General features: G+C 68.3%; 28 protein-coding genes. 20 read left to right on the top strand and 8 right to left on the bottom strand.

From position 1 onward, the window contains the following. Window positions 1-208 precede the first annotated feature (208 nt). From ACFFIO_RS15995 to ACFFIO_RS15985, 3 genes are all read left to right on the top strand, one after another. Window positions 209-559, top strand: coding sequence for a holo-ACP synthase (locus ACFFIO_RS15995; RefSeq protein ID WP_159552186.1), 351 nt, complete (start codon window positions 209-211; stop codon window positions 557-559). A 23-nt stretch (window positions 560-582) separates the two neighbouring features. Then, the gene (locus ACFFIO_RS15990) at window positions 583-2,043 is read left to right on the top strand and encodes an NAD(P)H-hydrate dehydratase (RefSeq protein WP_378043376.1); all 1,461 of its coding nucleotides are present in this window, start codon (window positions 583-585) and stop codon (window positions 2,041-2,043) included. Window positions 2,044-2,154: 111 nt separating this feature from the next. After that, window positions 2,155-2,301, top strand: a complete 147-nt coding sequence (locus ACFFIO_RS15985) for a hypothetical protein (RefSeq protein WP_378043375.1) — start codon at window positions 2,155-2,157, stop codon at window positions 2,299-2,301. Window positions 2,302-2,377: 76 nt separating this feature from the next. Here ACFFIO_RS15985 and ACFFIO_RS15980 read toward each other — a convergent pair whose 3' ends face one another. Then, window positions 2,378-3,199 carry an alpha/beta fold hydrolase gene (locus ACFFIO_RS15980; protein WP_378043373.1) on the bottom strand — a complete coding sequence of 274 codons (822 nt, stop codon included), beginning with the start codon at window positions 3,197-3,199 and terminating at the stop codon, window positions 2,378-2,380. Window positions 3,200-3,337: 138 nt separating this feature from the next. Further along, window positions 3,338-3,478, bottom strand: a complete 141-nt coding sequence (locus ACFFIO_RS15975) for a hypothetical protein (RefSeq protein ID WP_378043371.1) — start codon at window positions 3,476-3,478, stop codon at window positions 3,338-3,340. 219 nt (window positions 3,479-3,697) lie between these two features. On the opposite strand from ACFFIO_RS15975, the gene ACFFIO_RS15970 reads away from it, so the two are divergent. The 6 genes from ACFFIO_RS15970 to ACFFIO_RS15945 all read left to right on the top strand — a co-directional run bounded on the left by ACFFIO_RS15970 (window position 3,698) and on the right by ACFFIO_RS15945 (window position 7,819). Next, on the top strand, window positions 3,698-4,321 hold the full coding sequence (locus ACFFIO_RS15970) for a hypothetical protein (RefSeq protein WP_378043369.1): 624 nt from the start codon (window positions 3,698-3,700) through the stop codon (window positions 4,319-4,321). 132 nt (window positions 4,322-4,453) lie between these two features. After that, the gene (locus tag ACFFIO_RS15965) at window positions 4,454-5,215 is read left to right on the top strand and encodes a hypothetical protein (RefSeq protein ID WP_378043367.1); all 762 of its coding nucleotides are present in this window, start codon (window positions 4,454-4,456) and stop codon (window positions 5,213-5,215) included. Next, entirely contained in the window at window positions 5,212-5,721 is a 510-nt protein-coding gene (locus ACFFIO_RS15960) for a phage holin family protein (RefSeq protein WP_378043365.1), read from the top strand. Before ACFFIO_RS15965 ends, ACFFIO_RS15960 begins: the two co-directional genes overlap by 4 nt. Beyond that, window positions 5,718-6,356, top strand: coding sequence for a DUF3618 domain-containing protein (locus ACFFIO_RS15955; RefSeq protein WP_378043363.1), 639 nt, complete (start codon window positions 5,718-5,720; stop codon window positions 6,354-6,356). Before ACFFIO_RS15960 ends, ACFFIO_RS15955 begins: the two co-directional genes overlap by 4 nt. A gap of 300 nt (window positions 6,357-6,656) precedes the next feature. Continuing rightward, window positions 6,657-7,598, top strand: coding sequence for an iron-containing redox enzyme family protein (locus tag ACFFIO_RS15950; RefSeq protein ID WP_378043362.1), 942 nt, complete (start codon window positions 6,657-6,659; stop codon window positions 7,596-7,598). Beyond that, complete coding sequence (locus ACFFIO_RS15945) at window positions 7,595-7,819, top strand: CDGSH iron-sulfur domain-containing protein (RefSeq protein WP_378043360.1); 225 nt, start codon at window positions 7,595-7,597, stop codon at window positions 7,817-7,819. Before ACFFIO_RS15950 ends, ACFFIO_RS15945 begins: the two co-directional genes overlap by 4 nt. A gap of 28 nt (window positions 7,820-7,847) precedes the next feature. On the opposite strand, the gene ACFFIO_RS15940 is transcribed toward ACFFIO_RS15945, so the two are convergent. Further along, a complete protein-coding gene (locus ACFFIO_RS15940) occupies window positions 7,848-8,357 on the bottom strand; it encodes a DUF4383 domain-containing protein (protein ID WP_378043358.1) in 510 nt (169 codons plus the stop codon). Between the two features lie 220 nt (window positions 8,358-8,577). Between ACFFIO_RS15940 and ACFFIO_RS15935 the strand changes: the two genes are divergently transcribed. From ACFFIO_RS15935 to ACFFIO_RS15920, 4 genes are all read left to right on the top strand, one after another. Then, window positions 8,578-9,459, top strand: coding sequence for a manganese catalase (locus tag ACFFIO_RS15935; protein WP_378043356.1), 882 nt, complete (start codon window positions 8,578-8,580; stop codon window positions 9,457-9,459). A gap of 26 nt (window positions 9,460-9,485) precedes the next feature. Next, entirely contained in the window at window positions 9,486-10,418 is a 933-nt protein-coding gene (locus ACFFIO_RS15930) for an NAD(P)/FAD-dependent oxidoreductase (protein ID WP_378043354.1), read from the top strand. A 131-nt stretch (window positions 10,419-10,549) separates the two neighbouring features. Then, window positions 10,550-11,380: a DUF2382 domain-containing protein gene (locus tag ACFFIO_RS15925; RefSeq protein ID WP_378043353.1), complete on the top strand. Its 831-nt coding sequence runs from the start codon at window positions 10,550-10,552 to the stop codon at window positions 11,378-11,380. 199 nt (window positions 11,381-11,579) lie between these two features. Next, the gene (locus tag ACFFIO_RS15920) at window positions 11,580-13,112 is read left to right on the top strand and encodes a class I SAM-dependent RNA methyltransferase (RefSeq protein WP_378043351.1); all 1,533 of its coding nucleotides are present in this window, start codon (window positions 11,580-11,582) and stop codon (window positions 13,110-13,112) included. Here the strand turns inward: ACFFIO_RS15920 and ACFFIO_RS15915 are convergent. From ACFFIO_RS15915 to rfbA, 3 genes are all read right to left on the bottom strand, one after another. After that, window positions 13,109-13,840, bottom strand: coding sequence for a GAF and ANTAR domain-containing protein (locus tag ACFFIO_RS15915; protein ID WP_378043349.1), 732 nt, complete (start codon window positions 13,838-13,840; stop codon window positions 13,109-13,111). The two genes, ACFFIO_RS15920 and ACFFIO_RS15915, sit on opposite strands and share 4 nt — an antisense overlap. A 64-nt stretch (window positions 13,841-13,904) precedes the next feature. Next, window positions 13,905-14,519: a methyltransferase gene (locus ACFFIO_RS15910; RefSeq protein WP_378043348.1), complete on the bottom strand. Its 615-nt coding sequence runs from the start codon at window positions 14,517-14,519 to the stop codon at window positions 13,905-13,907. A gap of 38 nt (window positions 14,520-14,557) precedes the next feature. Next, complete coding sequence (gene rfbA, locus ACFFIO_RS15905; RefSeq protein WP_378043346.1) at window positions 14,558-15,460, bottom strand: glucose-1-phosphate thymidylyltransferase RfbA; 903 nt, start codon at window positions 15,458-15,460, stop codon at window positions 14,558-14,560. Between the two features lie 235 nt (window positions 15,461-15,695). On the opposite strand from rfbA, the gene alr reads away from it, so the two are divergent. Then, window positions 15,696-16,970 (top strand): alanine racemase, encoded by a 1,275-nt coding sequence (alr, locus tag ACFFIO_RS15900; protein ID WP_378043345.1) that lies wholly within the window; start codon window positions 15,696-15,698, stop codon window positions 16,968-16,970. A gap of 53 nt (window positions 16,971-17,023) precedes the next feature. Further along, the gene (tsaE, locus tag ACFFIO_RS15895; RefSeq protein WP_446681848.1) at window positions 17,024-17,653 is read left to right on the top strand and encodes a tRNA (adenosine(37)-N6)-threonylcarbamoyltransferase complex ATPase subunit type 1 TsaE; all 630 of its coding nucleotides are present in this window, start codon (window positions 17,024-17,026) and stop codon (window positions 17,651-17,653) included. Window positions 17,654-17,668: 15 nt separating this feature from the next. Here tsaE and ACFFIO_RS15890 read toward each other — a convergent pair whose 3' ends face one another. Continuing rightward, window positions 17,669-17,908 (bottom strand): hypothetical protein, encoded by a 240-nt coding sequence (locus ACFFIO_RS15890; protein WP_378043341.1) that lies wholly within the window; start codon window positions 17,906-17,908, stop codon window positions 17,669-17,671. Between the two features lie 139 nt (window positions 17,909-18,047). Between ACFFIO_RS15890 and ACFFIO_RS15885 the strand changes: the two genes are divergently transcribed. The 4 genes from ACFFIO_RS15885 to ACFFIO_RS15870 all read left to right on the top strand — a co-directional run bounded on the left by ACFFIO_RS15885 (window position 18,048) and on the right by ACFFIO_RS15870 (window position 20,858). Beyond that, entirely contained in the window at window positions 18,048-18,377 is a 330-nt protein-coding gene (locus tag ACFFIO_RS15885; protein ID WP_378043339.1) for a hypothetical protein, read from the top strand. Window positions 18,378-18,380: 3 nt separating this feature from the next. After that, window positions 18,381-19,193, top strand: coding sequence for a nitroreductase family protein (locus ACFFIO_RS15880; protein ID WP_378043338.1), 813 nt, complete (start codon window positions 18,381-18,383; stop codon window positions 19,191-19,193). Window positions 19,194-19,449: 256 nt separating this feature from the next. Then, window positions 19,450-19,941 (top strand): hypothetical protein, encoded by a 492-nt coding sequence (locus ACFFIO_RS15875; protein ID WP_378043336.1) that lies wholly within the window; start codon window positions 19,450-19,452, stop codon window positions 19,939-19,941. Next, the gene (locus tag ACFFIO_RS15870) at window positions 19,941-20,858 is read left to right on the top strand and encodes a hypothetical protein (protein WP_378043334.1); all 918 of its coding nucleotides are present in this window, start codon (window positions 19,941-19,943) and stop codon (window positions 20,856-20,858) included. The genes ACFFIO_RS15875 and ACFFIO_RS15870 overlap by 1 nt, the downstream gene beginning before the upstream one ends. 66 nt (window positions 20,859-20,924) lie before the next feature. Here ACFFIO_RS15870 and ACFFIO_RS15865 read toward each other — a convergent pair whose 3' ends face one another. Beyond that, window positions 20,925-22,466, bottom strand: coding sequence for a hypothetical protein (locus ACFFIO_RS15865; protein ID WP_378043333.1), 1,542 nt, complete (start codon window positions 22,464-22,466; stop codon window positions 20,925-20,927). Window positions 22,467-22,543: 77 nt separating this feature from the next. Between ACFFIO_RS15865 and galE the strand changes: the two genes are divergently transcribed. Further along, on the top strand, window positions 22,544-23,521 hold the full coding sequence (gene galE, locus ACFFIO_RS15860; RefSeq protein WP_378043331.1) for a UDP-glucose 4-epimerase GalE: 978 nt from the start codon (window positions 22,544-22,546) through the stop codon (window positions 23,519-23,521). Window positions 23,522-23,533: the final 12 nt, after the last annotated feature.

The raw sequence follows: 23,533 nt of genomic DNA, 5'->3' as shown, positions 1-23,533 counted from the left end.
ACCCCTCAAGCAGTCACTGGCTCTCAAACCCAATACAGATGGCGCTCAGAACGCCGAATACTCAGTGAGCGCCTACGAGAACTACGAGGATCATTTCGTCACCTCAATGCGCAGGTGACCGTCGGTCACGAAAGCGCTCTCGTGCACAAAATTCGGCGCAGCGAAGGCTAACTTCAATGTATGGTTGCCGACAGTTAGCATTACTCGCATGATCATCGGCATTGGCGTGGACGTCGTCCTGGTAACCCGTTTCAAGCAGCAGCTGGCCAAGGCACCGGCCCTGCGGGACCGCCTCTTCACACCGGCCGAGCGTGAACTCAACACACGGTCCCTCGCCGCCCGCTTCGCGGCCAAGGAGGCCGTTGCTAAGGCCCTCGGTGCCCCGGCCGGTATGAACTGGCAGCACTGCCAGATCGACATCGATGCCGCGGGCGCTCCCCACGTCGTGGCGATCGGCACCGTAGCCGACGTGGCCGATGCCAAGGGCGTCAAGAAGTGGCACTTGTCCCTCAGCCACGACGGTGATGTGGCCACGGCGATGGTCGTCGCCGAGGGCTGATCCGTTGATCGGAGGCTTACGCCATGATCCACGCGTACACCGGCGCCGCGGTACGGGCGGCTGAAAGCCCACTGCTGCGCGCCGGTCAGGGCGAAGCGCTCATGCGTCGTGCCGCGTGGGGGCTCGCCGTCGGGGTGGTGCGCGAACTGCGCTTCCGCGGGCCCGTGGCCGGCTCCACGGTGGCGGCGCTGGTCGGCACCGGGAACAACGGGGGAGACGCCCTGTGGGCTCTCTCCTTCCTGCGCCGCCGCGGCGTGGATGCCGTGGCCGTGCCCACCGGAGATCGGATGCACGAGGCCGGGCTGGACGCCTTGCGCCGCGCTGGCGGGAGGGTGGCGGATCGCATCCCCGACGACGCCGTGGTGCTGATCGATGGTGTGCTCGGCACCGGTGCGCGCGGCGGCTGGGAACCGCCGCCGGTACCAGCGGGGATCACCGTGGTGGCTTGCGACCTGCCTTCGGGCGTGGACGCGGACACCGGTGAGGTGACCGGGGGAGTGATCCTGGCTGATCTGACCGTGACCTTCGGGGCTCTCAAGACCGGGTTGGTGGTCGGCGCCGGCGCCCATGCGGCCGGCCGGGTGGAACTGGTGGACATCGGCCTTGAACCGGGCTTGGGAGAACCAGACGTCTCCTCACTGGAGCGCGACGACGCGCTCGGGGTCTTCGCCCCGCCTGCCTGGGACGACCACAAGTACCGCCGCGGGGTGCTCGGCGTGTGTGCTGGCTCGGAGCAGTACCCGGGGGCGGCTGTGCTGGTGTGCTCGTCCGCGCTGGCCTCCGGACTGGGCATGGTGCAGTACGCCGGACCACAGCGGGCGGCCGATCTGGTTCTGACGGCCCACCCAGAGGTGGTGGCCGGTTCGGGCGTGGAGGGGAAGGCACAGGCCTGGGTTGCGGGTCCGGGGCTGGGGTCGGACGACGAGGCCCGGTCTCGGCTGTCCGAGGTCGTCGAAGCCTGCGTGGACGGTGCTCTGCCGCTGGCCCTGGATGCTTCGGCGCTGGGGCTGGTGACTCTGGATCATCTGTCTCGGTTGCGGAGCGCCGGGTGTGAGGTGGTGCTGACGCCCCACCAAGGGGAGTTGGTGAAACTGGTGGACCGGCTGGTGCCGCACCTCGCTGACGGCTTCGCGGACCTGGCGAAAGCCGACCCAGTCGCCGCCGCGCGCCGCACGGCCGAGGCGCTGGCCGTCGTCGTCCTCCTCAAAGGCTCCACGACGGTGATTGCCGCGCCCGACGGTAGGACCCTGGTGCAGAACGAGGGCGGGGCGGAGCTGGCGACCGCCGGTACCGGCGACTGCCTGGCCGGGCTGGTGGGTTCGGCCCTGGCCCGAAGCGGGCCTGGTGGACCGGGTGCGACGGTAGAGAAGGCGGCTGCGGCCGCCGGGCTGCACGGGACGGCTGGATCGACGGCGGCCAGTGACGGGCCCTTCGGCGCTTCCACGATGGCGAGCGCCGTGCGTCGCGCCCTCACCGGACGGTAGCTGGCAGTTCCCCGACCATGTACCGGCCGCACCGTTTCGGCTTGAATGAGGTGCACATGGCACTGATATGTTGCGACGTCACTGAGGCCATCTCGAGAGTGAGGGGTGCACGTGTCTGAAGAACAGAAACGCATCAAGTACCGAACCGAGTACATCAAGCGGAAGAGGTTCTCCACTCGTCAGCTGCAGATCGGGGCGATCGTCCTCGTTGTGGTCATCATCGCCGTCCTGCTCGGAGTGATCCTGACCGTCCAATAGTGCCGGTGCCCAGGCTGTGATGACGACGAAACGGGGCGGTGACCACCTCGCCGCCCCGTTTCGCTGCCTTCGGTGGTCAGCGGCTGAGGAAGCCGAGCAGGGCGGCGTTGAACTCGTCCGCATGGGAGACGTTCAGGCCGTGGGGCGCCGCGGGGATCACCACGAGCTCACTGTGGGGGATGGCCTGGTGGGTGCGCTGGCCGGAGCCCTCGAGGGGTACCACCCCGTCGGCGTCGCCGTGGAGCACCAGCGTCGGCACGGTGACCTGCTCCAGGTCCTCGCGGAAGTCCGTGGAGCCGAAGGACGCCATGCATTCCAGCGCGGCCAGTTTGTTGGCCTGCAGGCACATCCCGATCGCCTCCTGACGCTGTGCCTCGCTCACGCACAGCGTGTCTCCGGCGCTGAAGAAGTCTGTGGTGAAGCCGTCGAAGAACTTCTCCCGGTTGGTGGTCAGCTGGGCCGCCATAGCCGCGGCCTCCGTCTTCTTCAGCGGCCCCTCGGGGTTGCCGGAGGTGTGCAGCATGTAGGGCGTCACCGCCGCGGCGAACACCACCGAGCCGATGCGGTCGCTGCCGTGTTTCGCGAGGTAGCGGGCGACCTCTCCGCCGCCCATGGAGAATCCGACCAGGACGGCGTCGTGCAGGTCCAGGGCGTCGACTAGGGCGGACAGGTCTCCGGCCAATGCGTCGTACGTGTAGGGGTGCTGCGGCTCGGACTGGCCGAAGCCGCGGCGGTCATACGTGATGACGCGGTGACCGGCGGCGGTCAGCGCGCCGATCTGGTCCGTCCAGGACTGTCCGTGCAGCGGCCAGCCGTGGACCAGGACCACTGGTTGCCCGGTTCCTCCGGTGTCCTCGTAGTGCAGTTGGTTCTCGTTGGCGCCGGTGATGGTTCCCATCCGGTGGGTCCTTTCGTGGAAGGGTGCGGGAGCCGGCGTTCCTGTCTCTGCGCCGGCCGCCACTCATGACGTCACGATCAGGCCGGACCACCCGAGGGGCGGTCCGGCCTGGTCGACTGCGGGGGACCCCCGCGCGGACTACTTCTGATCGTCCTGCTGATCCTTGTCCTTCTTGCCGTCGACGAAGTCCTTGGCCTTGTCCTTGGCCTGATCGACCTTCTCGGGGTTGTCCTGTCCGTACTGCTTGGCCTTGTCAGCCGCGTCACTGATTCCCGACATGGCACTTCCTTCCCTCGTTCCGCACCGTGGCACCCGTTCTGATCGCCACGGCCTGACGCGTCCATGATGTGGTCTGGCATTCCCGGAGTCCACCCTTGAGGCGATGCCGGTCCGCACCGCTCGCGAATGATTGCCTCCCGTGGGGTAGATGAGGAACCCTGAGCCCACGTTGGCGATTCGCCCCCGACCATGAGGGGCCCCAACCATGAGGAGCGCATCATGAGCACCGAGAATCCATCCGGATCCACCACACCCCGGGGACGGCGAGATGATCTCGTCACCGCGGAGAAGCAGAAGTTCGGCGGCATGAAGATCGGCGCGGCCTTCTTCGGCTGGCTGGCCGCCACCGGCATGGCTGTGCTGCTCGCCGCAGTGCTCTCGGCCATCGGCGTCGGTGTGGGCCTGGCGACGGGCACCGACGCCGGGCAGGCCACAGAGCAAGCCACACAGTCACCCACGGCCGTAGGCATCACGGGTGCGATCATCCTGGCCGTCATCCTGCTGATCTCCTACCTCAGCGGTGGCTACGTGGCCGGGCGGATGGCCCGCTTCGACGGGGCCAAGCAGGGCATCGCCGTCTGGTTGTGGGCGATCGTCATCACCATCATCCTGGCGGTCGTGGGCCTGGTGGCGGGCAGCCAGTTCGACCTCGTGGGCCAACTGGGCAGCCTGACCGGCATGCCCATCGAGGCAGAGGCCTTGACCACCGGCGGCATCATCGCCCTGGTCGTCGCCGTGCTGCTGGCGCTGGTCGGAGCGGTGCTGGGCGGCATCCTGGGCATGCGCTACCACCGGAAGGTGGACCAGTACGGAGCCGACCACCACCGCGGCGGAGACAGCTGACCGCTACCGCTCGGCGCCGATGGCAACTGACCGTGGCGCAACCCTCGCCGGGAGCATGACCACTCGTTAGTGTCGCGAACTACAGGCCGTTTGGACATCAGGGGCCATGGCCGTCTACCGGAAGGACACCCCATGACGCTGAACCCGGATCACCCCACAGAGCACGACGGCGGAACGAAGGACGCCGCACAACAGGAGGCCGGACGCTTGGGCTCGGAAGCCCAGAGTGCGGCCCGTGACGTGGCGGGCACCGCCCAGGAGGAGGTTGCCCACCTCAAGGACGAGACGATGAGCCAGGCCAAGGATCTGGCGGATTCGGCCAAGCAGGAGGCCTCGTCCCAGTTGTCCACCCAGAAGGACCGTCTGGCCGCCCAGTCCCGCACCGTCTCCGATGACCTCGAGCGCATCTCCCGGGGGGAGAAGCCCGAATCGGACCTGGTGAACCAGGCCGTCTCGAAGCTGTCGGAACGGGCCCGTCAGGTCACGGAACAGCTGGAGTCCAAGGAGCCCATGGACCTGCTGGACGACGTCCGCCGGTTCGCGGCACGCCGCCCCGGGACGTTCCTGGCGATCGCGGCCGGCGTCGGGCTCGTGGCTGGCCGGCTCACCCGCGGAGTGAAGGACGCTCACGACGATGACAGTCACGGTCAGTCCACGCCAGCCCGCCGCGCTGCTTCCGGTCCCGCGCCCATCGAGAGGGTTCCGGGCTCTGTTTACCCGGATGACGTTCCGGCCACCGGCCCCTCCGGGGGCATCCCCCGCCCCCCGGCAGAACCACCGGCCGTGGCCAGACCTGACCTGGGCACGGGCGCACCGGCCACGGAGGTCCTGGGCACACCCGCGGTGAACGATCCCTACGGAACCGGCCGTCCCCCTTCGGGAGGCCGCCCGTGACCACCGATCCCCGCTATGACGGCGTGCCGACCGGTAGTGCCGCTGCCGGTGCCGCTGGGACGGGCCCGGCGGCACCGGGTTCCGGCTCCACCCAGGCAGCAGAACCCGAAGTTGAAACCCGGGCCCGGAATGAGTCCCTGGGTGAGATGTTCGGGAGTTTCTCGGAGAACCTGAGCACGTTGGTGCGGCAGGAGCTCCAGCTGGCCAAGGCCGAGGCGACGGTGGAGGCCAAGAAGGCCGGAACGGGCGCCGGGATGTTCGCCGGGGCCGGGCTGGCCGCCGTCTTCCTGCTGCTGTTCCTGTCCACGGCCCTGATGTGGGCCCTGGGCTCGGTGATGCACCTGGGCTGGGCGGCGCTGATCGTCGCCGTGCTCTGGGGAGTTGCGGCCGCCGTGCTCGCACTGATGGGCAAGAAGCACTTCGAACGCATCAAGGGTCTGCCCCAGACCCAACAGACGGTCCAGGAGATCCCCGCGACCCTGAACCCGGACAAGGAGACCCCATGAGCAACAATCCCGATGAGATCCGCGCCGACATCGAACGCACCCGCCATGAGCTCAGCAATGACGTGGACGCCCTGGCCGAGAAGACCAACCCGACCAAGGCCGTCCACCGCCAAGGCGACCGTGTCCGTGAACGCTTGAGCACCATGAAGGAATCCGTGATGGGCAACCCCACCGACCCCTACTCCAGCCAGCAGAGCTCCACCGGCCTTGCTGACCGTGCCCAGGCCGTGGCGGACGGCACGCAACACCGGGCCGAGGACGCCATGCACGCCGTGCAGGAGGCCCCGACGGCGGTCCGCCGCAGCACCCGCGGCAACCCGCTGGCGGCCGGACTTATCGCCCTGGGCGCCGGCTGGCTGGTCGGCTCCCTGATCCCGGCCTCCCGCCCGGAACAAGAGGCGGCAACCAAGGTCAAGGACCAGGCCGGGCCTCTGGTGGATGAGGCCAAGTCCATGGCCCAGGACATGGGTGAGCACCTGAAGCCGCAAGCCCAGGAGGCGATGGACTCCGTCAAGGACACCGCCACCACCGGCGCAGAGCACGTCAAGACCGAAGGCCAGGACAAGGCCGGACAGCTCAAAGACGAGTCGGCCCAGTCGGCGCAGAACGTCAAGGGGGCCGCCCAGGACTCCTGACCGGCACCCACGATGACGAGGGAGCGCCCCGGTACACCAGCTGGTGACCGGGGCGCTCTCGCACGTGGTGCGGTCGCCACGTCCCAGCAGAGAGATGACCTGGTGGCCCCTGGGGAGGCGGAGGCCACCGCTCCAAAGAGGCGAAATTCCGCCCAGGTTTCCATATAGGTTAAGCAACAGAGGCGCACCAGCGCCACGTGCAACGAATTCCCGCAACCGTAAGTAGAGGACCAGGATGCCCCACCCCAGCTGCCGGACCGCGGCAGTCCCGCTCATACCGATCGGGATTGAGGTGGGCCCATGCTGACACCCGAGAGCCGAGGGTCGCTGAGCGAGGCCGTTCTCGGTGCCATGCGCTCCGGTGAGACGTCGCACCTGGCTGAGGCGCCGCCGTCGGACACCGCCGAGGATGCGCAGCTCACGCTGTGGGCGCTCTACGAGCAGCACTACCGCGGCTTCGAGGACGTGGCCGGAGAGCTGGAATGGGACCCGCAGCTGATCGGCGTGCGGCGCGGCCTGGAGCAGGAGTTCGAGCGGACCCTGCGGGCCCGGATGCCCGAGGTACCGGAACCGGACGGGTTCGCGGAGAAGTTCTTCGACTTCGTGGCGGACCATGACGGCCCTTCGCTGGCGGCCCATGTCCACCGGAAGGCCACCGAGGAGCAGGTGCGCGAGTTGCTGCGGCACCGCACCATCTACCACCTGAAGGAGGCGGACCACACCACCTGGGTGATTCCCCGCCTGTCTGACCGGGTCAAGGCCGCCGTGATGGAGCTGCAGTTCGACGAGTACGGGGGAGGGGACCCAAATCTCCTCCACGCCCACCTGTTCATCCGTGGGCTTCAGGACAGCGGCCTGAACTCCGAGTACGGCGCCTACATCAACGAGGCGCCGCTGGAGGTCCTCGAGGAGAACAACGCGATGTCCCTCTTCGGGCTGAACCGCCGGCTACGGGCTGCGTCGCTCGGGTTCCTGGCTGCGTTCGAGGCCACCAGCTCCGGGCCCTCCCGCCGGATGGCCCAGGGGCTGAAGCGCCTCGGATTCCCGGAGTCCATGATCGAGTACTACACCGAGCATGTGGAAGCCGACGCGGTGCACGAGCAGCTGGCGGTGCGCACCATCTGTGGTGCCCTCCTGGAGGAGGAACCCGACCTGCATGATGACGTCTACTTCGGCGCCTGGACGTCCCTGGACCTGGAGGACCGTTACGCCGAACGGATGCTGAAGCAGTGGGCGGCGTGAGCGGCACGGGCGGCACGGGGGAGCCCTCCGCGGACCACCCCGACGTGATCCTGTGTCCCGGCGGGCCCATGCTGCTACGCGGTGATCACGTGGTGCAGGACGAGGACGGCAACGAACACCGCACGTGGCGCCCGGTCAGTGCCGTCTGCCGGTGTGGGGCCTCTGCGGTGAAGCCGTGGTGCGACGGCACGCACAAGGTCCTGCGCAAGCGCACCACCTGATCAGGGGCCGATCCGGAGGCTATGGGGATCAGGGGTGACGACCTGATGACCGGGTGGGAGCCCCGACAGTGTGCTGCGTTCCGCGGGGCAAGAAGGACAAGGCGACCATGGCCAGGGCCAGGCCGAGATGCAGCCAGTTGTCAGCATCGTTGAGGGGCACGAAGTTCGCCGGTGATTCGTGCCCGATGAAGAGGCCGTAGAGCCAGAGCACGAAGTAGATGATGCCGCCCCACAGCAGGTAGTGCCGGGCCGCCGTTCCGGTCCGCGCGAGAAGCAGCCCGGCGATGCCGAAGAGCAGATGGACGATGTTGTGCAGGATGGAGACCTGGAATATGCCCATCAGCATGGCTTCGGAGTGATGGCCCGCGAACTGCATGGTGTCGTAACCGGTGGTGATCCCCGGGATGAACCCGGCGATGCCCACCAAGAGGAAGACGACGCCGAAGGCCAGCGCGGCGATCTGGACGGGGCTGCGCTTGGAGGAGGTGTGTGCGGTGGTGGAGTTGCCGGCGGGGGACCGGTCTGGCGTGGTACTCATGATCTGTCCTTCCGAGTGATGACTTCTGGCAGGCGATCAGCCATAACTCGATCATGTCCTCGTGCCCGCGCCCCCGTGAAGGTCCGAGGTGCTGGAACCACCGATCCGCGAGATTCATCGTTGATGAACCCTAGATTCGCTTGAGATGCCCTCCGTACTTTTGGCTCGCATCTGAGTTGCGGCTCTCCGCACCTACGCCCTCTAGGGAAGGCTCACGCCTGTGTTTATCCATCAGCAGAAACTTCAATACAACTCATCGCCGGAGAAGCCAGACGCCGTGTATGCGCGCAAGCTCCAAGAGGTGATCGGTGGCCAGTACGGTGAGATCACGGTGGCCATGCAGTACAGCTTCCAGGCATGGAACGCCCATATTCCCGGCAAGTATCGGGATCTGTTGTTCAGTACCGCGGCGGAGGAGTTCGGGCACGTGGAGATGCTGGCCACGATGGTGGCCCAGCTGTTGGAGAAGGCGCCCTTGGGGATCACCGAGGATGCCATCCAGGATGATCCGGCCGTCGCAGCGGTCATCGGTGGAACCGACATGCAGCAGGCCATTGTCTCCGGAGCGGGCGCGCGGCCCGTGGACAGTATGGGCAACCCGTGGACGGCGGGGTACGTCACCGCCAGTGGCAATCTGCTGGCGGACATGACCTCCAACGTCAACGCGGAGATGCAGGGCCGCATCCAGGTGGCCCGGCTGTATCACATGACCGATGACCCGGGCATCCGTGACCTGCTGTCCTTCTTGCTGGCCCGGGACACCATGCACCAGAACCAGTGGGTCGCCGCCGTCCGGGAGCTGCAGGAAGACGGCTTGGAGGAGATGCCGGTGCCGAGCAACTTCCCGCAGTCGAAGGAGGCCTCGGAGCACGCCTATACCGCCTACAACTTCTCCGATGGCCAGACCATGGACGAAGGGACGTGGGCTTCGGGTCCGTCCCCGGATGGTAAGGGCACCTTCGATTATCAGCCCGAGCCGATGGCCGGTGTCCCGATGCCGCCGCCCACCCACCCGGACGCACGCTTCTACGGCACCACCGAACTGCCGAACTCAGTGGAGAAGGCCGCCGGCACCGTCCAGGACAAACTCAACAAGGAGTAGTCCTGCGTCCCGTCTTCGACGCTCTCGTGGTCGGTGGCGGACCGGCAGGGCTGTCCGCAGCGACGTGGCTGGGCCGGTACCGACGCTCCACGCTCGTGGTGGACGCCGGACACCAGCGCAACCTGTCCGCTGACCGTGCCCACGGACTGTTGGGTCGGGACCCCACCACCCCGCAGGAGTTCTTGGCCGAGGCCCGAGCCGGGCTGGAACAGTACTCTCACGTGGCACTGTGGCAGGGCACGGTGACCATGCTGCGCCAGGTCGACGACGGCCTGTTCCGCGCCGTCGTCGACGGCGCGGAAGTCTTCGCGCATCGGGTGGTCCTGGCCACCGGAGTGCGTGACCGGGTCCCTGAGATCGCCGGCTTCCACGCCCACTACGGCACTGACGTGCACCACTGTCCCGCCTGCGATGGGTACACCGCCCGGGACCAGGTGGTGATCATACTGGGTGCCGGAGAGCAGCTGCCCGCTTTCGCTGCGGAGTTGCTCGACTGGGCGGCCGTGGTGCGGATCATCACCGATACCAGCGGCCGGTTCATCGATGACGATCAGCGGGCCGTTCTGGACGGCCAGGGGATCGAGGTCGTGGACGGAGCTGCCGAAGCGCTGGTGGGGGCGCCCGGTGCACTTCTGGGGGTGCGGTTGGCCGGGGGAGAGCTGGTGGAAGGTGACAGGGTGTTCTTCTCCTACGCCCACGATGCCGCCAACGACCTGGCCGAACAGCTGGGGTGCCAGCTCGACCACGAGGGGCGCCTCGCCGTCAACGATTTCCAGCTCACCAGCGTCGACGGGGTCTATGCCGCAGGCGACATCACCGCGGGGTTGCAGCTGGTCCCGATCGCCATCGGCAAGGGGACCGCCGCCGGCGTCGCCTGCGCCACCTCGCTGCGGGGGTATCGCACCGAGAGCACAGCACCCACACCCGCCCCTCCGACGCGCTGGTTCACCGCTGGCTGAGGACCACGCGGACACTTTAAATCGGCGTTCCGCATTCATTGCACCCGCACTGAGCCCTCGTTAGCTTGAACGCATGTCATCACACCGACGTGTGGACGCACGCCGGATTCTACGAGTCAGGAGAGCATGCCATGCAGGACTACAACACTGTCGAGCAACTTCAGGATGCCACCGTCTACGGCACTGACGGCGAGAAGATCGGTTCCGTCGGCCAGGTGTATCTCGATGACCGCACGAACCAGCCGACCTTCGTCACGGTGAAGACGGGACTCTTCGGAGCCAAGGAGACCTTCGTTCCCATCTCCGAGGCCAGCCCGTCCCGGGACGGACTGCAGGTTCCCTTCGACAAGGCGTTCGTCAAGGACGCCCCGAACGTGGAAGCCGATGGGTCTCTGACTCCGCAGGAGGAACAGCGGATCTACGAGTACTACTCCATCGACTCTTCGGGCACCGCAGCCGGCACCGGGCAGGGCACTGCGGCCGGCACCGGCCAGGGCACCGCGGCCGGGACTGTCCCCGGCGCTGATTCTGATGCCGGGCATGACACCAGTGGCGATGCAGGCCGCGACGTCAGCACTGACACCGAGTCCGTCACCGCCCGCAATGAGCAGCTCAACGTCGGCACCGAGGTCCGGGAGACCGGCAGGGTGCGGTTGCGCAAGCACACCTATACCGACACTGAGACGGTGGAGGTCCCGGTGAGCCGGGAGGAGATCGTGGTGGAGCGGGAGCCGGTGGACCCGGACTCCGCTGAAGCGCGGCGGGAGACCGGTGACCAGGACGTGGAGGTCACCGCCCACGAAGAGGTCCCGGTGGTGAACAAGACGGCCACGGCTGAAAAGGTCACCGTGGACAAGACCCAGGTCCAGGACACCGAGCGGGTCGCCGGAACCGTGCAGCACGAGGACATCGAGGTGGAGGGAGACGACGCGGACACCGGCCGCCGCGATCGACGCAACTGATCCATCCGCTCCCTGACGTGCCGCGGCGCCCGAGCTCTCGAGGAGTCCACTCATGGGCCGAGAACTCGGGCTGCCGAGCACGATCCGTCCTGGCGCTAGGCCGGGGACGAGTTATCCGTTAGCGTGACAGTTGGGTCTAGCAGTGGGCTCTTCCGTTACGACTCTCAGGAGAATCGTGGAGCAATCACTGCGTGCCCCCATGGCAGCCCCCTCATTGACCGGACCGATCCCGGCCGGCGTCACCAGCGCTCCGCATCCCCGCCCGCGCTCGGCTCCTGATCTGGGCCAGCTGATTCTCAAGGTCGGGCCCATGGCCCATGGAGGGCACTGCGTTGCTCGTCATGAGGGCCGGCCGGTGTTCGTCCGCCACGCGATCCCCGGCGAGACCGTCGTGGCTGAACTCACCGCTGCCGATCCATCTGACCAGTTCTGGCGGGCCGATACCGTCAAGGTGATTCGCGCTTCGGAATTCCGCCGTTTGAACCAGTGGAAGCTTGCCGACTCACTCCGGTCCTATCCGGCTGGCCGCCAGCCCGTGGGCGGCGCAGAGTACGGCCATATCGTCCTCGACTACCAGCGCCGGCTCAAAGCCCAGGTGTTCCGGGACACCATGGTCCGGCTGGGCCGGCAGACGGTCGAGGATGTAGAGGTCCTCGTCCACGGGATGCACGCTGACGAACCTGCAGGGCTGCATTGGCGGACCCGCACCACCTTCGCGGTGTCCCCGGGCGGCCGGTTGTCCATCCCTGTCCACAGCGGCCAGGAGGCCATCCCGGTGAGCAACATCCCGCTGGCGGTCCAGGAGCTCAATGAGCTGCACCTGTGGGAGATCGACTTCTCCGGCGCAGCCAGCGTGAACGTCACCACGCCCGGCCACTGCCGCGAAGCCCTCATCATCATCACCCCGGTACCGGAGATCTCCGACTCACCGGAGACGTTGAAGAGCTATGCGGATGTCTGGCGGCGCCAGCTGTCCAGCCTTCCGAAGCGGGTCTCCGCCATGGTCGCCGTGCGCCGGAGCACCCAGACGATCCAGAAGACCAAGACCCAGACGTCATCGAACGGAACGGTGGAGAACCTGCAGTTGCGCGGCCGTTCCTGGGTGCGGGAGGACGTCAGCTCGGAGCGGTACGGCACCCAGGCCTTCCGCGTCACCGGTGAAGGGTACTGGCCGGTGCACCGAGACGCCCCGGCCACGCTCGTTGAGGCCGTCCTGCAGGCCGCCGATGTTCAGGATGGCCAGGTGATCGCGGACCTCTATTCCGGGGCGGGCCTGTTCTCGACGTTCCTCGCCGATGCTGCCGGCCAGCACGGTGCAGTCCTCTCCGTCGAAGCCGATTCCAGCGCGAGCCGCGACGCTCGGTTCAACCTGCAGGACGTCCCCCAGGCCATCGTGCTCGAGGGGAAGGCCGATGAGGTGGTGAGCAGCTGGTTGGATGCTCCGGCCATCGGATTCTCTCAAGGGGGACTCCACGGCCGCCGCGTGGACGCGGTGGTGATGCATCCGCCACGGGCAGGTGCCGGGCGTGCGGTGCTCAGCCGTGTTCACGAGCTCGGTCCCGGCAAGATCGTCTACGTCTCGAGCGAGACGGCGGCGTTCGCCCAGGACACCCGCTGGCTCCATGAGCATGGGTGGAAGTTGGATGCCGTGCAGGTCTTCGACCTGGCCCCGGACACGCACCGCATGACGTCCGTCGGCCTGTTCACGAGGCCGGGCGCTGGTAGCGCCTAACGGTCGAAGTGCGTCTCGGTCGGCGCCTGGCCTACCTGTCCAACCAGACTGGCGGCCAGGTCGCGGACCTTGATGTTGCGATGGCTGGAGACCTCGGTCAGGATCTTGAAGGCTTCATCCTGCGAGCACCGGTTCTGGCCCATGATGATGCCCACCGCCAGGTTGATGGAGGTTCGGGATTGCAGGGCCGCGTCCAGGTCCGCCTGTGTCTCGTGGTGACTGGCCAACCGCACCGCCAAGCGCAGGCCCTTGGAAGAGATTCCGAGGATGCTCTCGATCTCATGCCGCGAGAGGTCGTCATAACTCTGGTGATCGGAGAAGTAGATATTGAAGCAACCGGAGGCCTCGCCAGCCAGGTCGAAGGGGAAGGCCAGGATGGAACTGACTCCGGCTTCCGCAGCCAAGGTTGTAAAAGCGGGCCACCGCACATCGGTAGCGCAGTCCGGCACATACTGCGGCACCAGCTCGGCCGCGGCGGTCAGGCAGGGCCCGTCGCCCAACTCGTACTGTTTGACGTCCAATTCGTGAATCCAGCCTGCGCTCGAGGCCATGGTCGCCGCACGCTTCTGGCGCAAGACCGTCACCGAGCACCACAAGACGCCGGGATTCGTGGAGAGGCCATCATGCAACGCTGTGGTGAAGTCGTCCAGGAACGCCTGCAGGTCAGGGCTGTCGAGCAACAGGTCATAGAGCCACTCGTCTGTGGTGCCCTGCTCGGTCTCAGTCATACATACATTCTATCCCGCCACGGGTCGCGGACCGGCGGCAGGTCAGCGCCAGATCAGCGGCAGATCAGCGCGCAAGGCGCACCAGTACGCCGCGGTCGAAGACCCGGGTCTCGGCGACTCTGACCGAGCCCTCCGGGCGCCGGGCGGCCTCGGCCGCGATCGTCTCCGCCTGCGCAGTGGTGCCGAGCTGGAGCAGGCCCGAGCCGCCGTCGGCCAGATGCCGGTCCATGAGGTCCACGCAGGTCCGCGCGAGGTCCAGGCCGTCGTCGCCGCCGTCGATGGCGAGCACCGGATCCTCGGGGAACCTCGAGGTGTCCGCCGAGCGCACCCACGGCGGGTCCGCCACCACCACGGCGAAGCGCTCGCCCTCCGCCAGGGCCTCATCCAGCCGGGCCAGGCGGAAGTCGATGCGCTCCTGAAGGCCGTTGGCCGCCGCATTGTGCCGGGCGAACTCCTCGGCGGCGGGGTTGACGTCCACCATGACCAGGCGGCGGTCCGAATCCCGCACGGCGCCCAAACCGATATGCCCGACGCCGGCGCAGAGTTCCAGCACCGGGCCCGGTGCCGCCTCGGCCAGCAACTCGGCCGCCCACGCGGACTGCGCCTCGGTCCAGGGCCGTGGCTCCAGCACGCGCTCGTCAAACGAGATGGCCAGGCCGCAGAAGGTCAGGTGTCGCATGACCTTCATTGTGCCGGACCGGGAGCCGGCACAATGACCTAGGACGCTGCGCGCAGGCTCAGTTCCGGGATCCTCCGCTCCTGCTCGAGCAGTTGGAGGAGGTACTGGCCGTAGCCGGATTTGAGGAGGGGTTCGGCCACGCGGCGGAGGTCGTCGTCGGTGAGGAAGCCGCGGCGCCAGGCGACCTCTTCGGGGGCGGAGACCTTGAGGCCCTGGCGTTTCTCGACGGTGCGGATGAAGTCGGAGGCGTCGTTGAGGTCGTCGAAGGTTCCGGTGTCCAGCCAGGCGGTGCCGCGGGGCAGGATCGAGACCTGGAGGGTGCCGTGGTCCAGGTAGTGGCGGTTGACGTCGGTGATCTCGAGTTCGCCGCGGGGTGAGGGTTCCAGGTGCCGGGCGATCTCGATGACGTCGTTGTCATAGAAGTAGAGCCCGGGCACGGCGTAGTTGGACTTGGGTGCGGCGGGTTTCTCCTCGAGGGAGATGGCGCGGCCGTTCTCGTCGAACTCCACGACTCCGTAGGCGGAGGGGTTCTTGACCCAGTAGCCGAAGACGGCTCCGCCGGTCAGGTTCTGGAAGCGTTCGAGCTGTTCGCCCATGCCGGAGCCGTAGAAGAGGTTGTCTCCCAGGACCAGGGCCACGGTGTCGGTGCCGATGTGGTGTTCGCCGAGCAGGAAGGCCTGGGCGAGGCCGTCGGGGGAGGGCTGGACGGTGTAGGTGAGGTTGATGCCGAATCGGGAACCGTCGCCGAGCAGGCGGTGGAAGGCGCCGGCGTCGTGCGGGGTCGTGATGATCAGGATGTCCTGGATGCCGGCCAGGATGAGGGTGGCCAGCGGGTAGTAGATCATCGGCTTGTCATAGACCGGGACCAGTTGTTTGCTCACACCCAGGGTGATCGGGTGCAGCCGGGAGCCGGTGCCCCCGGCCAGGATGATGCCCTTCATGGTCTCGAACCTAGGGGGAGGCTGTTGGCGGGATAAGGCGGGCCAGTACTCGTCTTCTACGTGGTTTCACCGGGGGCCGTGGTGCGTTGTTTTCGACCGGCTGTTGACCCTGCTGGCCAGGGCGGTCTTCTTCGCCATGCTCCTCACTATGGGGTAACGGTCTGGGGTCTGGAGGGACCGTGTCGCGCGGATGAGCCGGTCGGTGCCTGTGACGGGTGGAAGAATGGCAGGCACTATGTCAACTGACTATCTGCCCGAGCACCGCCATCCCTTCCGGGACCGCCCCCGCCCCGGATCCGGGCCCACCGGCACCTCCAGCACCACAGGACCACTGAAGCGCAACGGACCGGCCGAGCGCGCCGCCGTCGTGGATCTGGCCGCCATCCGGCACAACGTGGCCACGCTGCGTTCCTGGGTGCAACCGGCCGCGCTGATGGCCGTGGTCAAGGCGGACGCCTACGGCCACGGGGCCCTGCCCGTGGCCCGCGCCGCCCTGGACGCCGGGGCGACCTGGCTCGGGCTGGCTCACGTCTCCGAAGCCCTCGAGCTGCGCGAATCCGGTGTCTCCGCGCCCATGCTCGCCTGGCTGCACACCACCGGCACCCCCTTCGGCCGGGCCGTGGAGGAGAACATCGACCTCGGGGTCTCCGGCTGGGAACTCGAGCCCATTGCCGAGGCCGCCCAGCGCCTGGAGCGTCCTGCCCGCGTGCACCTGAAGATCGATACGGGGCTGGGCCGCAACGGGGCCACCATAGAGGACTGGCCGGCCGTGGTGGCGCGTGCTGCCGAATTGCAGGAATCCGGCCTGATCCGCGTGGTCGGCATCTTCTCCCACCTGGCCGTAGCCGATGAGGAGGACCGCGAGGCCGAGACCGACGAGCAGCTTGAACTGTTCCACCAGGCCGTCGAGACCGCGCGCGAGGCCGGCGTGGACCCGGATGTGCGGCACATCGCCAACACCCCCGGCATCCTGCACCGCCCCGACTCCCACCTGGACCTCGTCCGCGCCGGCCTCGGCATCTACGGGCTCACCCCCTTCTCCGACCGCCCCGCCACGGACTTCGATCTGATCCCCGCCATGACCGTCACCACCACGGTGGCGCAGAACAAGGCCGTGCCCGCCGGCCAGGGGATCTCCTACGGCTACCGCTACCGCACCGCGGCGGCCACGCGCCTGGCACTCATCCCGCTCGGCTACGCGGACGGCATCCCGCGCCCGACGATCGCGGCACCCGTGGCGATCGGCGGGCAGCGGTACGAGGTGGCCGGGCGGATCGCCATGGACCAGTTCGTGGTGGACCTGAAGACCGACGACGCCACGGTGGCCCCCGTGGGAGCCACCGTGGAGGTGTTCGGGCCGGCCTCCGGGATCTCGGCCGACGAGTGGGCCGCCGCCGCCGGCACCATCAACTACGAGCTTGTGACCCGGATCGGGGCCCGGGTGCCGCGGATCCACGTGGACACCCGGCCCGGCGAAGACGTGGGTGCCCCGACGGGGGAGAGCCGGTGAGGGACCTGACCGGGGCGGCCTCGCGACGGCCCGATCCGGTGCTGCGGATCGAGGTGGAGCTGGACGGGGCTGAGGCGACACAGGCGTGGGCCGCGCACCTGGCATCCGTGCTGCGGGCCGGGGACGTGCTGATCCTGACCGGTGAGCTCGGCGCGGGCAAGACGACCTTCACGCAGGGTCTCGGTGCCGGACTCGGCGTGCGGGAAGGCATCATCTCACCGACCTTCGTGATCTCCCGCATCCACCCCTCGCTGGTGGAGCGTCCTGGTGGTACGGACGGTACGGGCGGTTCCGGCGGTACGGGCGGTGCCGGCGGTTCTGGCAGTGGAGGGCCGGATCTCGTGCATGTGGACGCCTACCGGCTGGGCTCGGCCGGAGAGCTGTCCGACCTGGACCTGGATGCCACCGTGGACCGCTCGGTCACGGTGGTGGAGTGGGGGCGCGGACTGGCCGAGCCGTTGGCCGGCTGGCCTGACGACCCGGGCGCCTCCTGGCTGGACATCGAGCTGATCCGCGCCACCGGCAGCGGCGAGCCGGGCGACGCCGGCACGCGGGCTGATGCGGAGGCCGGGACCATCGTCACCGACTTCTCCGACGAGGACGGCACCGGCGCGGATGAGACGCGCACCGCCTTCGTGCTGGGATATGGGCCCCGCTGGGCCGGAGCTGACCTACCGGGCTGAGCCTGAGTCGTTGGATCATGCCCTGGCGTCTCCACGCCAGCGTTCGCGGACGGACTCGTCCAGATCGTCCCAGGAGGGTGCTGGTGGCTGGACCAGTCCGGGCAGCCATTGCGCACGCTGCTCATACAGTGTCCGGCCCGGGTCGTTCCGGGCGAACGGCTCCGTGGGCTGATGCGAGAGAGTCTTGCCGGTGGTCGCCATGGGGTATCCCTTGTTGTCTGGTCCGTCGTTCAACGTGTTCGATGACCAGATCATCACCGGTCCTTCGGTCTCGCCTTTGCCCATGCTGTGCGGTGCCTGTGGACTTCCTGCCGCGGCACGGCATCACCAGCGCTTGGGGCGGGCCGGCGTATGGCACGATGGGCGTGATGATCACCGGCTGACGAGGAGGGCCATGACGCTGCTCCGCACGCTGGTCACGGCCGCAGCCGGCGCCTATGCGGCGAACTGCGCGCTCGGTGCCGCGGTGGCCGTCCGGTGGATTGATACGTCACGCATCCGCTGGATCCATCACGGTTTCTATCTCGTGACCGTCACGACGACGGCTGTGGCGGCTCTGGCCTGCACAGCGCGGCGGTCGCCGGCCGCCGTCGCCCTGGCCCCCGCCGCAGTTCCGTTGGTCCTCTTGCAGCGGCACGGAGCAAGGCCCCTGGACCGGCACACCCATGACGCCCTGGCGGCGGCTCCCTGCTATGCGGCCGCGCTCCTACTGGCCTGGAGGTAACCCATGGAATTCCTCGATGCCGTGTTCAACCGGCGGACCACGAACGGACCGTTCCGGCCGGACCCCGTCAGCCCCGAACACCAGCAGCTGCTGATCCGGGCGGCGGCGGCCGCGCCCTCCCAGTTCAACAGCCAGCCGTGGCGGTTCGTGCTCATCGAGGACCGCACCACGATCGAGTCGGTGGCCGCCATCAGCGGCCAGAGCATGACCGAGGTGATGGGCGCGGGCACGTTCTTCGACCGGTACAAGAAGTACTTCCGGTTCAGCCAGAAGGAGATGGACGCGGCCCGCAGTGGCATGCTCTTCGACAGGCTGCCCGCACTGCTGCGCCCCTTCACCTCCCGCGCGTTCACGCCCTCGGGCCAGTCGCTGATGAACCGGCTCCGGGTGCCGCAGAAGCTCGGAGAGGAGAACCGCAAACTGGTCGCCGGCTCACCGCTGCTGATCGGCGTCATGCTCGAACGCGGTGAGTACCGGCCCGGGGAGCTGTCCGGCTTCTACTCGGTCTTCAGCATGGGTGCCGCGATGGAGAATCTGTGGCTGACCACGGTGGAACTCGGCATGGGCATCCAGTTCGTCTCCTTCCCCATGGAGGCACCGCACCACTGGGACCGCATCGTGCGGATGCTGCAGGTGCCGGACGAGCTGGAACTGATGGCGGTCTACCGGCTGGGCTACCTGCCCGAGCGGACCCACCGGCCCGCCATCGACTGGTCCAGCCGGGAGCGCAGGCGCCCCTCCCAGTTCGTCTTCCGGGAGACGTGCACGGCTCCACAGCAGGGCTGGGACGACGACGTCCGGCCAGGTTCGGCCTGACCCGTCCCGGTCCGTCCCGGCCCGTCCCGTCCCAACTGAGTCTCACGAATTGACGGGGGACTCCGTGGATCCGGGGTCATTCGTGCGACTCAGTTGGTGCGGGGCTGCCGATGGTGCAAGGGGGCTGGCGCCCGCGATGGGGAGTTCTCCCCATCGCGGTCTGGACGCCCGGTCCGTACCGTGGTTCACGAGGAATTCACCTTCCGGTTCGGCCGCACTCGGCGCTCACGGCATCGGAGGTGCGGGAGGAGAACGTATGCGGACGCTGACCATGGACCTGCCGGGGGACTGGGTCCGGTACCCGGTGGACGGCTTTCACCTGGTGGCGACCGCCCCCGTGACGGAGTCCGCGGAGCGCTTGCTCACGGACGGACTGCAGCCCGGCGGGCCCCTGCCCGAACCCGAACTGGCCCCGAACATCGTGGCCACCACCTATGCCGGTGAGCCGGCCGGACTCTGCGGCCTGAACCGCCTCTACGTGGTCGAGGACGTCACCTGCACGGTCGGCGGCTATCCCGCTCGCCGGATGGACCTGACCCGCTGGACCGGCCGCAACAACATCTTCACCCGCCGCTGGCTGGTCCAGGAGGCGCTCGCCGAGGGCCGGGCCACCCTGGAGGTCAGCGCCAGCTGCCTGATCAGCGACTACGAGCACTTCACCGCCGTCTTCGACGCGGCCATCGCCAGCGCTCGGTTCGCTCCGGACGAGGTCCCGGCAGAGAGCGCCCCGCTACGGGCCGTGGCCTGATGTCCGCCACTGACCGGCAGGGCCGGTCCGGGCAGCCGATCGCGGACGTCGAGGCTCTGCAGCGCCACGTCAACGGGGACGGCCGCCGCCAGTCCACCAGCCCGGAGGACCCGGGCCTGCTGCGCAGCAACGACCTCGAGGTCCTGCAGTCCATCCACCATCTCGGCTCACTCGGCCGCTTCGCCACCCTGCGGAACCGCAGCGCCATCGGCCGCCTGGTCCGCGAGGGGTTCCTGACCCTGGACGGTGTGCTGGACACCGCCGGGGAGGACTTCATGGGTCCCGTCGCCACCGCCGAGGACGTCCTGGCCCTGCGCGGCCAGTGCGGCGCCGAGCGCACCCTGATGCAGTCCTGGCTCGCCGGGGCCCAGGTCTCCACCGTGTCCGGCGCGCCGGGCGCGGACGTGATGGCCGGCGTCGTGAACCAGAGCCATTCCCGGTATGCCGTGGCGCTCGCCGAGCGCGACGCCCTGGCCTCCCAGGTCTGCACGTGGGCCGGCGTGCGCACCGGGCCCGCGCTGCTGGCCGGCGAGCTGCTGGTGGACGAGGACGAGTTCACCGCCCGCGTGGCCGACCCGCTGTACCCCGCGCCGGACGGCTCGCCCGCCGAACTCGCGGAGCTGTGGGCCGAGCCGTGGTTCGTTTGGGAGTCCACGTCCTCCGCCCTCGGCGTGAACCTGGCCTTCATCAGCACCCAGAGCAACGGCAATTACGTGTTCGGTGCGGATGCGGACGCCTCAAGCGACGCCGGCCGCCTCCTCCTGCGCATCGCGCCCGTCACGGCGCGGGCTGTCTGGGAGACCCTGTGGGTGCTGTCCCACGGCGGCGGTGCCGCCCGAGCGGGGGGAGAGGTGCTGGGCGTGGCCCAGACCGGGACCCACCAGTTGCCGACGCCGGAGATGCCGGCCACCCGGTGACACCGCTGTGGGGGCAGAGATGAGTGCCCATCTCTGCCCCCACAGCGCGTGGTTAGTGGTCAGTGGTCAGTGATCGTGGCCGGCGTGGTCCTCGTGCCCTTCTTCCTCGGTGGCTGCGTCTTCGGTGGCTGAGTCTGCATCGCCGGAGTGGCCGGCGTCGCTGGCGCTCGCTTCATGCTCCGGGGCCTCCGGATGGCCGGTGACCACGGCCATCTCGACCGGGGTGACCTCCAGGTCGAACTCGTTGACGACTTCGCCAGCCTCCAAGTCGATCACCACGAGCTGCTGGTTCTCGGCGTCCGTCACGTAGGCCATGGAGTCCGCGACCTTGAGGATGGGGCCGGGCTGCTGCCACTCCTCCTTCTCCTCCCACGGTTCGATGGCCGGGATCTCGACGGTGATCTCACCGGTCTCCTCGTCGATGACGTTGAGCTCGCCGTCGTAGGTCAGCACCAGGGCCTCGCCCTCCGGCCCGCGGGCCAGGGAGCGGAACCAGTAGGAGGAGCCCAGGTCCACGGTCTGCAGTGAATCGGTCAGGGTGTCGATCAGCGCGACCTGCGTGGGACGCTCGAACTCAGCCTCGGCGTCGGTCTTCAGGTCACCGAGCATCACCGAGGAGTCCTCGGATCCGGCCAGGTTGCCGGTGCGCTGGTACTCGGTCTCGGCCGCAACCTTGTGGAACTCACCGTCGCGGTAGATGACCGGGCCGTCCTCGCACCCCAGCACCACCACGTCGCCGTTCTCGTTCGGGGCGGCCGCCGCCTCACCGTGCACACCGGTGCAGTCGGTGGTCTCGGCCAGAACTTCACCGGTCTCGCCGTTGTCCCCGGTGCTCTTCACCTGCACGGTGTTCCGCCCCTCCTCGGTGCCCTGGGTGGTCAGCAGGGTGCCGTCGAGGAGCTGCATGGCGACGCCGTGGTGCGGATCCTCCGTGGCGGTCGCCTCGGTACGCGGTTGGCCGTCCTTGAGGTGTTCCGAGGTGAACGTCTGGATGGATCCGTCACCGTCCCCGAAGAGGGTGGTCAGGCCGTGGTGGACCACCACGTGGCCGGCGTAGGGGGCGGCGAACTCGATGCCGCTGAGTCCCGGATCCGACTCGTAGTAGTGGAAGTGGTCGCCGTGGCCCTGGGCATCGATGCCCGAGTTGTAGACCTCGAACTGGTCTCCATTGGACACCATGACGTGCTGGCCGTCCCCGGCATTGTTCAGGCGCAGGAAGCCGGCCAGCTCCTCCTCGTGGACCACTTCACCGGTCTCACCATCCAGTGTCACCAGCCCGCCGTCGTGGCTGAGGACCACGCGGGGGCTCAGCGTGGGGACCTCGGCGCGGGAGTCCCGCTGCGCGGCATTGACGGGTTCAGCGGGATCTGCGCCGTCCGTGGAGTCAGCGGTGGCCGAGCCGCCGGTGGCCTCGGAGGACGATCCGCCGCCGCCGCCGGCTCCGGCGCCCGGTGCGCAGGCCGAGAGAGTCAGGGCAACGGCGGCGAAGGCGGCGACCGAGAGAGCACGGCGGGTATGAGGAGTGCGTGGTGCGCCAGAGGCGACGGTGGCAGCGTGAGCCGCCGTGGAGTGGGCAGAGGTGCGGTAGGGCGGGAGTGATGTGGTCATGGGCAGCACTCTAAATGCAATTGCGAACGAGTTGCAACATAGATGAGGCGGGGAGGTGGATTCCGTAAACTGGCGGTATGACTTGGATGGTGACCGGCGGGGCCGGCTATATCGGCGCGCACGTGGTGGAGGCGTTCCGCGAGGTCGGCATCGGCACGGTGGTGGTGGACAACCTCTCCAGTGGACACCGCGGATTCGTGCCGGAGGACGTTCCGTTCATCCAGGCAGACCTGAATGACCGGGCCGCGCTGGAAGGCGCGTTCGCCGAGTACGGGGTGGCCGGCGTCGTGCATATTGCCGGGTACAAGTACGCGGGGGAGTCCGTGCGGAAGCCGCTGCGCACCTACCGGGACAACGTCACCGGGATGGTGGCCATGCTGGAGGCGATGGAGGGCGCCGGCGTGGCGAACATGGTGTTCTCCTCCTCTGCGGCGACGTTCGGCACGCCGGACAGCGAGCTGGTGACTGAGGCCAGTGCGACCGTGCCGGAATCGCCCTACGGGGAGACCAAGCTGATCGGGGAGTGGCTGCTGGCTGATCAGGCCCGGGCGGCCGGGCTGCGGCACACCTCGCTGCGGTACTTCAACGTGGTCGGCTCGGGCACGGACCGCATCAGTGACACCAGCCCGCACAACCTGTTCCCGCTCGTCTTCGACGCGCTGGTGGCCGGGAGGACGCCGCGGATCAACGGCGCGGACTACCCGACGCCGGACGGCACCTGCGTGCGCGACTACATCCACGTGGCCGACCTGGCCGAGGCCCACGTGGCGGCGGCGCGGCGCCTGGAGGCGGGGGAGTCCGTGGAGCCTGTCTACAACCTGGGATCCGGGGCGGGCACCTCCGTCCGGGAGATCATGGACGCGATGGCCTCGGTGACCGGGATTGACTTCGAACCGGAGGTGCAGGACCGCCGGCCGGGTGACCCGGCGCGGATCGTGGCCGACGGGACACTGGCCGCGCGGGACCTGGGCTGGACCATGCGGCATTCCGTTCAGGACATGGTGGCCTCGGCCTGGAGTGCGCGGCAGGCGTGGGAAGCGCAGCAGACTGGGTAGGCGCGGCAGACA

It is taken from the genome of Citricoccus parietis, assembly GCF_042433045.1.
Lineage (GTDB): Bacteria > Actinomycetota > Actinomycetes > Actinomycetales > Micrococcaceae > Citricoccus > Citricoccus parietis.
This window is presented reverse-complemented; position numbering and strand designations above follow the sequence as displayed.

Excerpts from the sequence above, each read along its gene's own strand:
- ACFFIO_RS15995 (WP_159552186.1), top strand. The coding sequence starts at position 209 with ATGATCATCGGCATTGGCGTGGACGTCGTCCTGGTAACCCGTTTCAAG.
- ACFFIO_RS15990 (WP_378043376.1), top strand. The coding sequence starts at position 583 with ATGATCCACGCGTACACCGGCGCCGCGGTACGGGCGGCTGAAAGCCCA.
- ACFFIO_RS15980 (WP_378043373.1), bottom strand. The coding sequence starts at position 3,199 with ATGGGAACCATCACCGGCGCCAACGAGAACCAACTGCACTACGAGGAC.
- ACFFIO_RS15975 (WP_378043371.1), bottom strand. The coding sequence starts at position 3,478 with ATGTCGGGAATCAGTGACGCGGCTGACAAGGCCAAGCAGTACGGACAG.
- ACFFIO_RS15970 (WP_378043369.1), top strand. The coding sequence starts at position 3,698 with ATGAGCACCGAGAATCCATCCGGATCCACCACACCCCGGGGACGGCGA.
- ACFFIO_RS15965 (WP_378043367.1), top strand. The coding sequence starts at position 4,454 with ATGACGCTGAACCCGGATCACCCCACAGAGCACGACGGCGGAACGAAG.
- ACFFIO_RS15955 (WP_378043363.1), top strand. The coding sequence starts at position 5,718 with ATGAGCAACAATCCCGATGAGATCCGCGCCGACATCGAACGCACCCGC.
- ACFFIO_RS15950 (WP_378043362.1), top strand. The coding sequence starts at position 6,657 with ATGCTGACACCCGAGAGCCGAGGGTCGCTGAGCGAGGCCGTTCTCGGT.
- ACFFIO_RS15940 (WP_378043358.1), bottom strand. The coding sequence starts at position 8,357 with ATGAGTACCACGCCAGACCGGTCCCCCGCCGGCAACTCCACCACCGCA.
- ACFFIO_RS15925 (WP_378043353.1), top strand. The coding sequence starts at position 10,550 with ATGCAGGACTACAACACTGTCGAGCAACTTCAGGATGCCACCGTCTAC.
- ACFFIO_RS15920 (WP_378043351.1), top strand. The coding sequence starts at position 11,580 with ATGGCAGCCCCCTCATTGACCGGACCGATCCCGGCCGGCGTCACCAGC.
- ACFFIO_RS15915 (WP_378043349.1), bottom strand. The coding sequence starts at position 13,840 with ATGACTGAGACCGAGCAGGGCACCACAGACGAGTGGCTCTATGACCTG.
- ACFFIO_RS15910 (WP_378043348.1), bottom strand. The coding sequence starts at position 14,519 with ATGCGACACCTGACCTTCTGCGGCCTGGCCATCTCGTTTGACGAGCGC.
- rfbA (WP_378043346.1), bottom strand. The coding sequence starts at position 15,460 with ATGAAGGGCATCATCCTGGCCGGGGGCACCGGCTCCCGGCTGCACCCG.
- alr (WP_378043345.1), top strand. The coding sequence starts at position 15,696 with ATGTCAACTGACTATCTGCCCGAGCACCGCCATCCCTTCCGGGACCGC.
- ACFFIO_RS15890 (WP_378043341.1), bottom strand. The coding sequence starts at position 17,908 with ATGATCTGGTCATCGAACACGTTGAACGACGGACCAGACAACAAGGGA.
- ACFFIO_RS15885 (WP_378043339.1), top strand. The coding sequence starts at position 18,048 with ATGACGCTGCTCCGCACGCTGGTCACGGCCGCAGCCGGCGCCTATGCG.
- ACFFIO_RS15880 (WP_378043338.1), top strand. The coding sequence starts at position 18,381 with ATGGAATTCCTCGATGCCGTGTTCAACCGGCGGACCACGAACGGACCG.
- ACFFIO_RS15875 (WP_378043336.1), top strand. The coding sequence starts at position 19,450 with ATGCGGACGCTGACCATGGACCTGCCGGGGGACTGGGTCCGGTACCCG.
- ACFFIO_RS15870 (WP_378043334.1), top strand. The coding sequence starts at position 19,941 with ATGTCCGCCACTGACCGGCAGGGCCGGTCCGGGCAGCCGATCGCGGAC.
- ACFFIO_RS15865 (WP_378043333.1), bottom strand. The coding sequence starts at position 22,466 with ATGACCACATCACTCCCGCCCTACCGCACCTCTGCCCACTCCACGGCG.
- galE (WP_378043331.1), top strand. The coding sequence starts at position 22,544 with ATGACTTGGATGGTGACCGGCGGGGCCGGCTATATCGGCGCGCACGTG.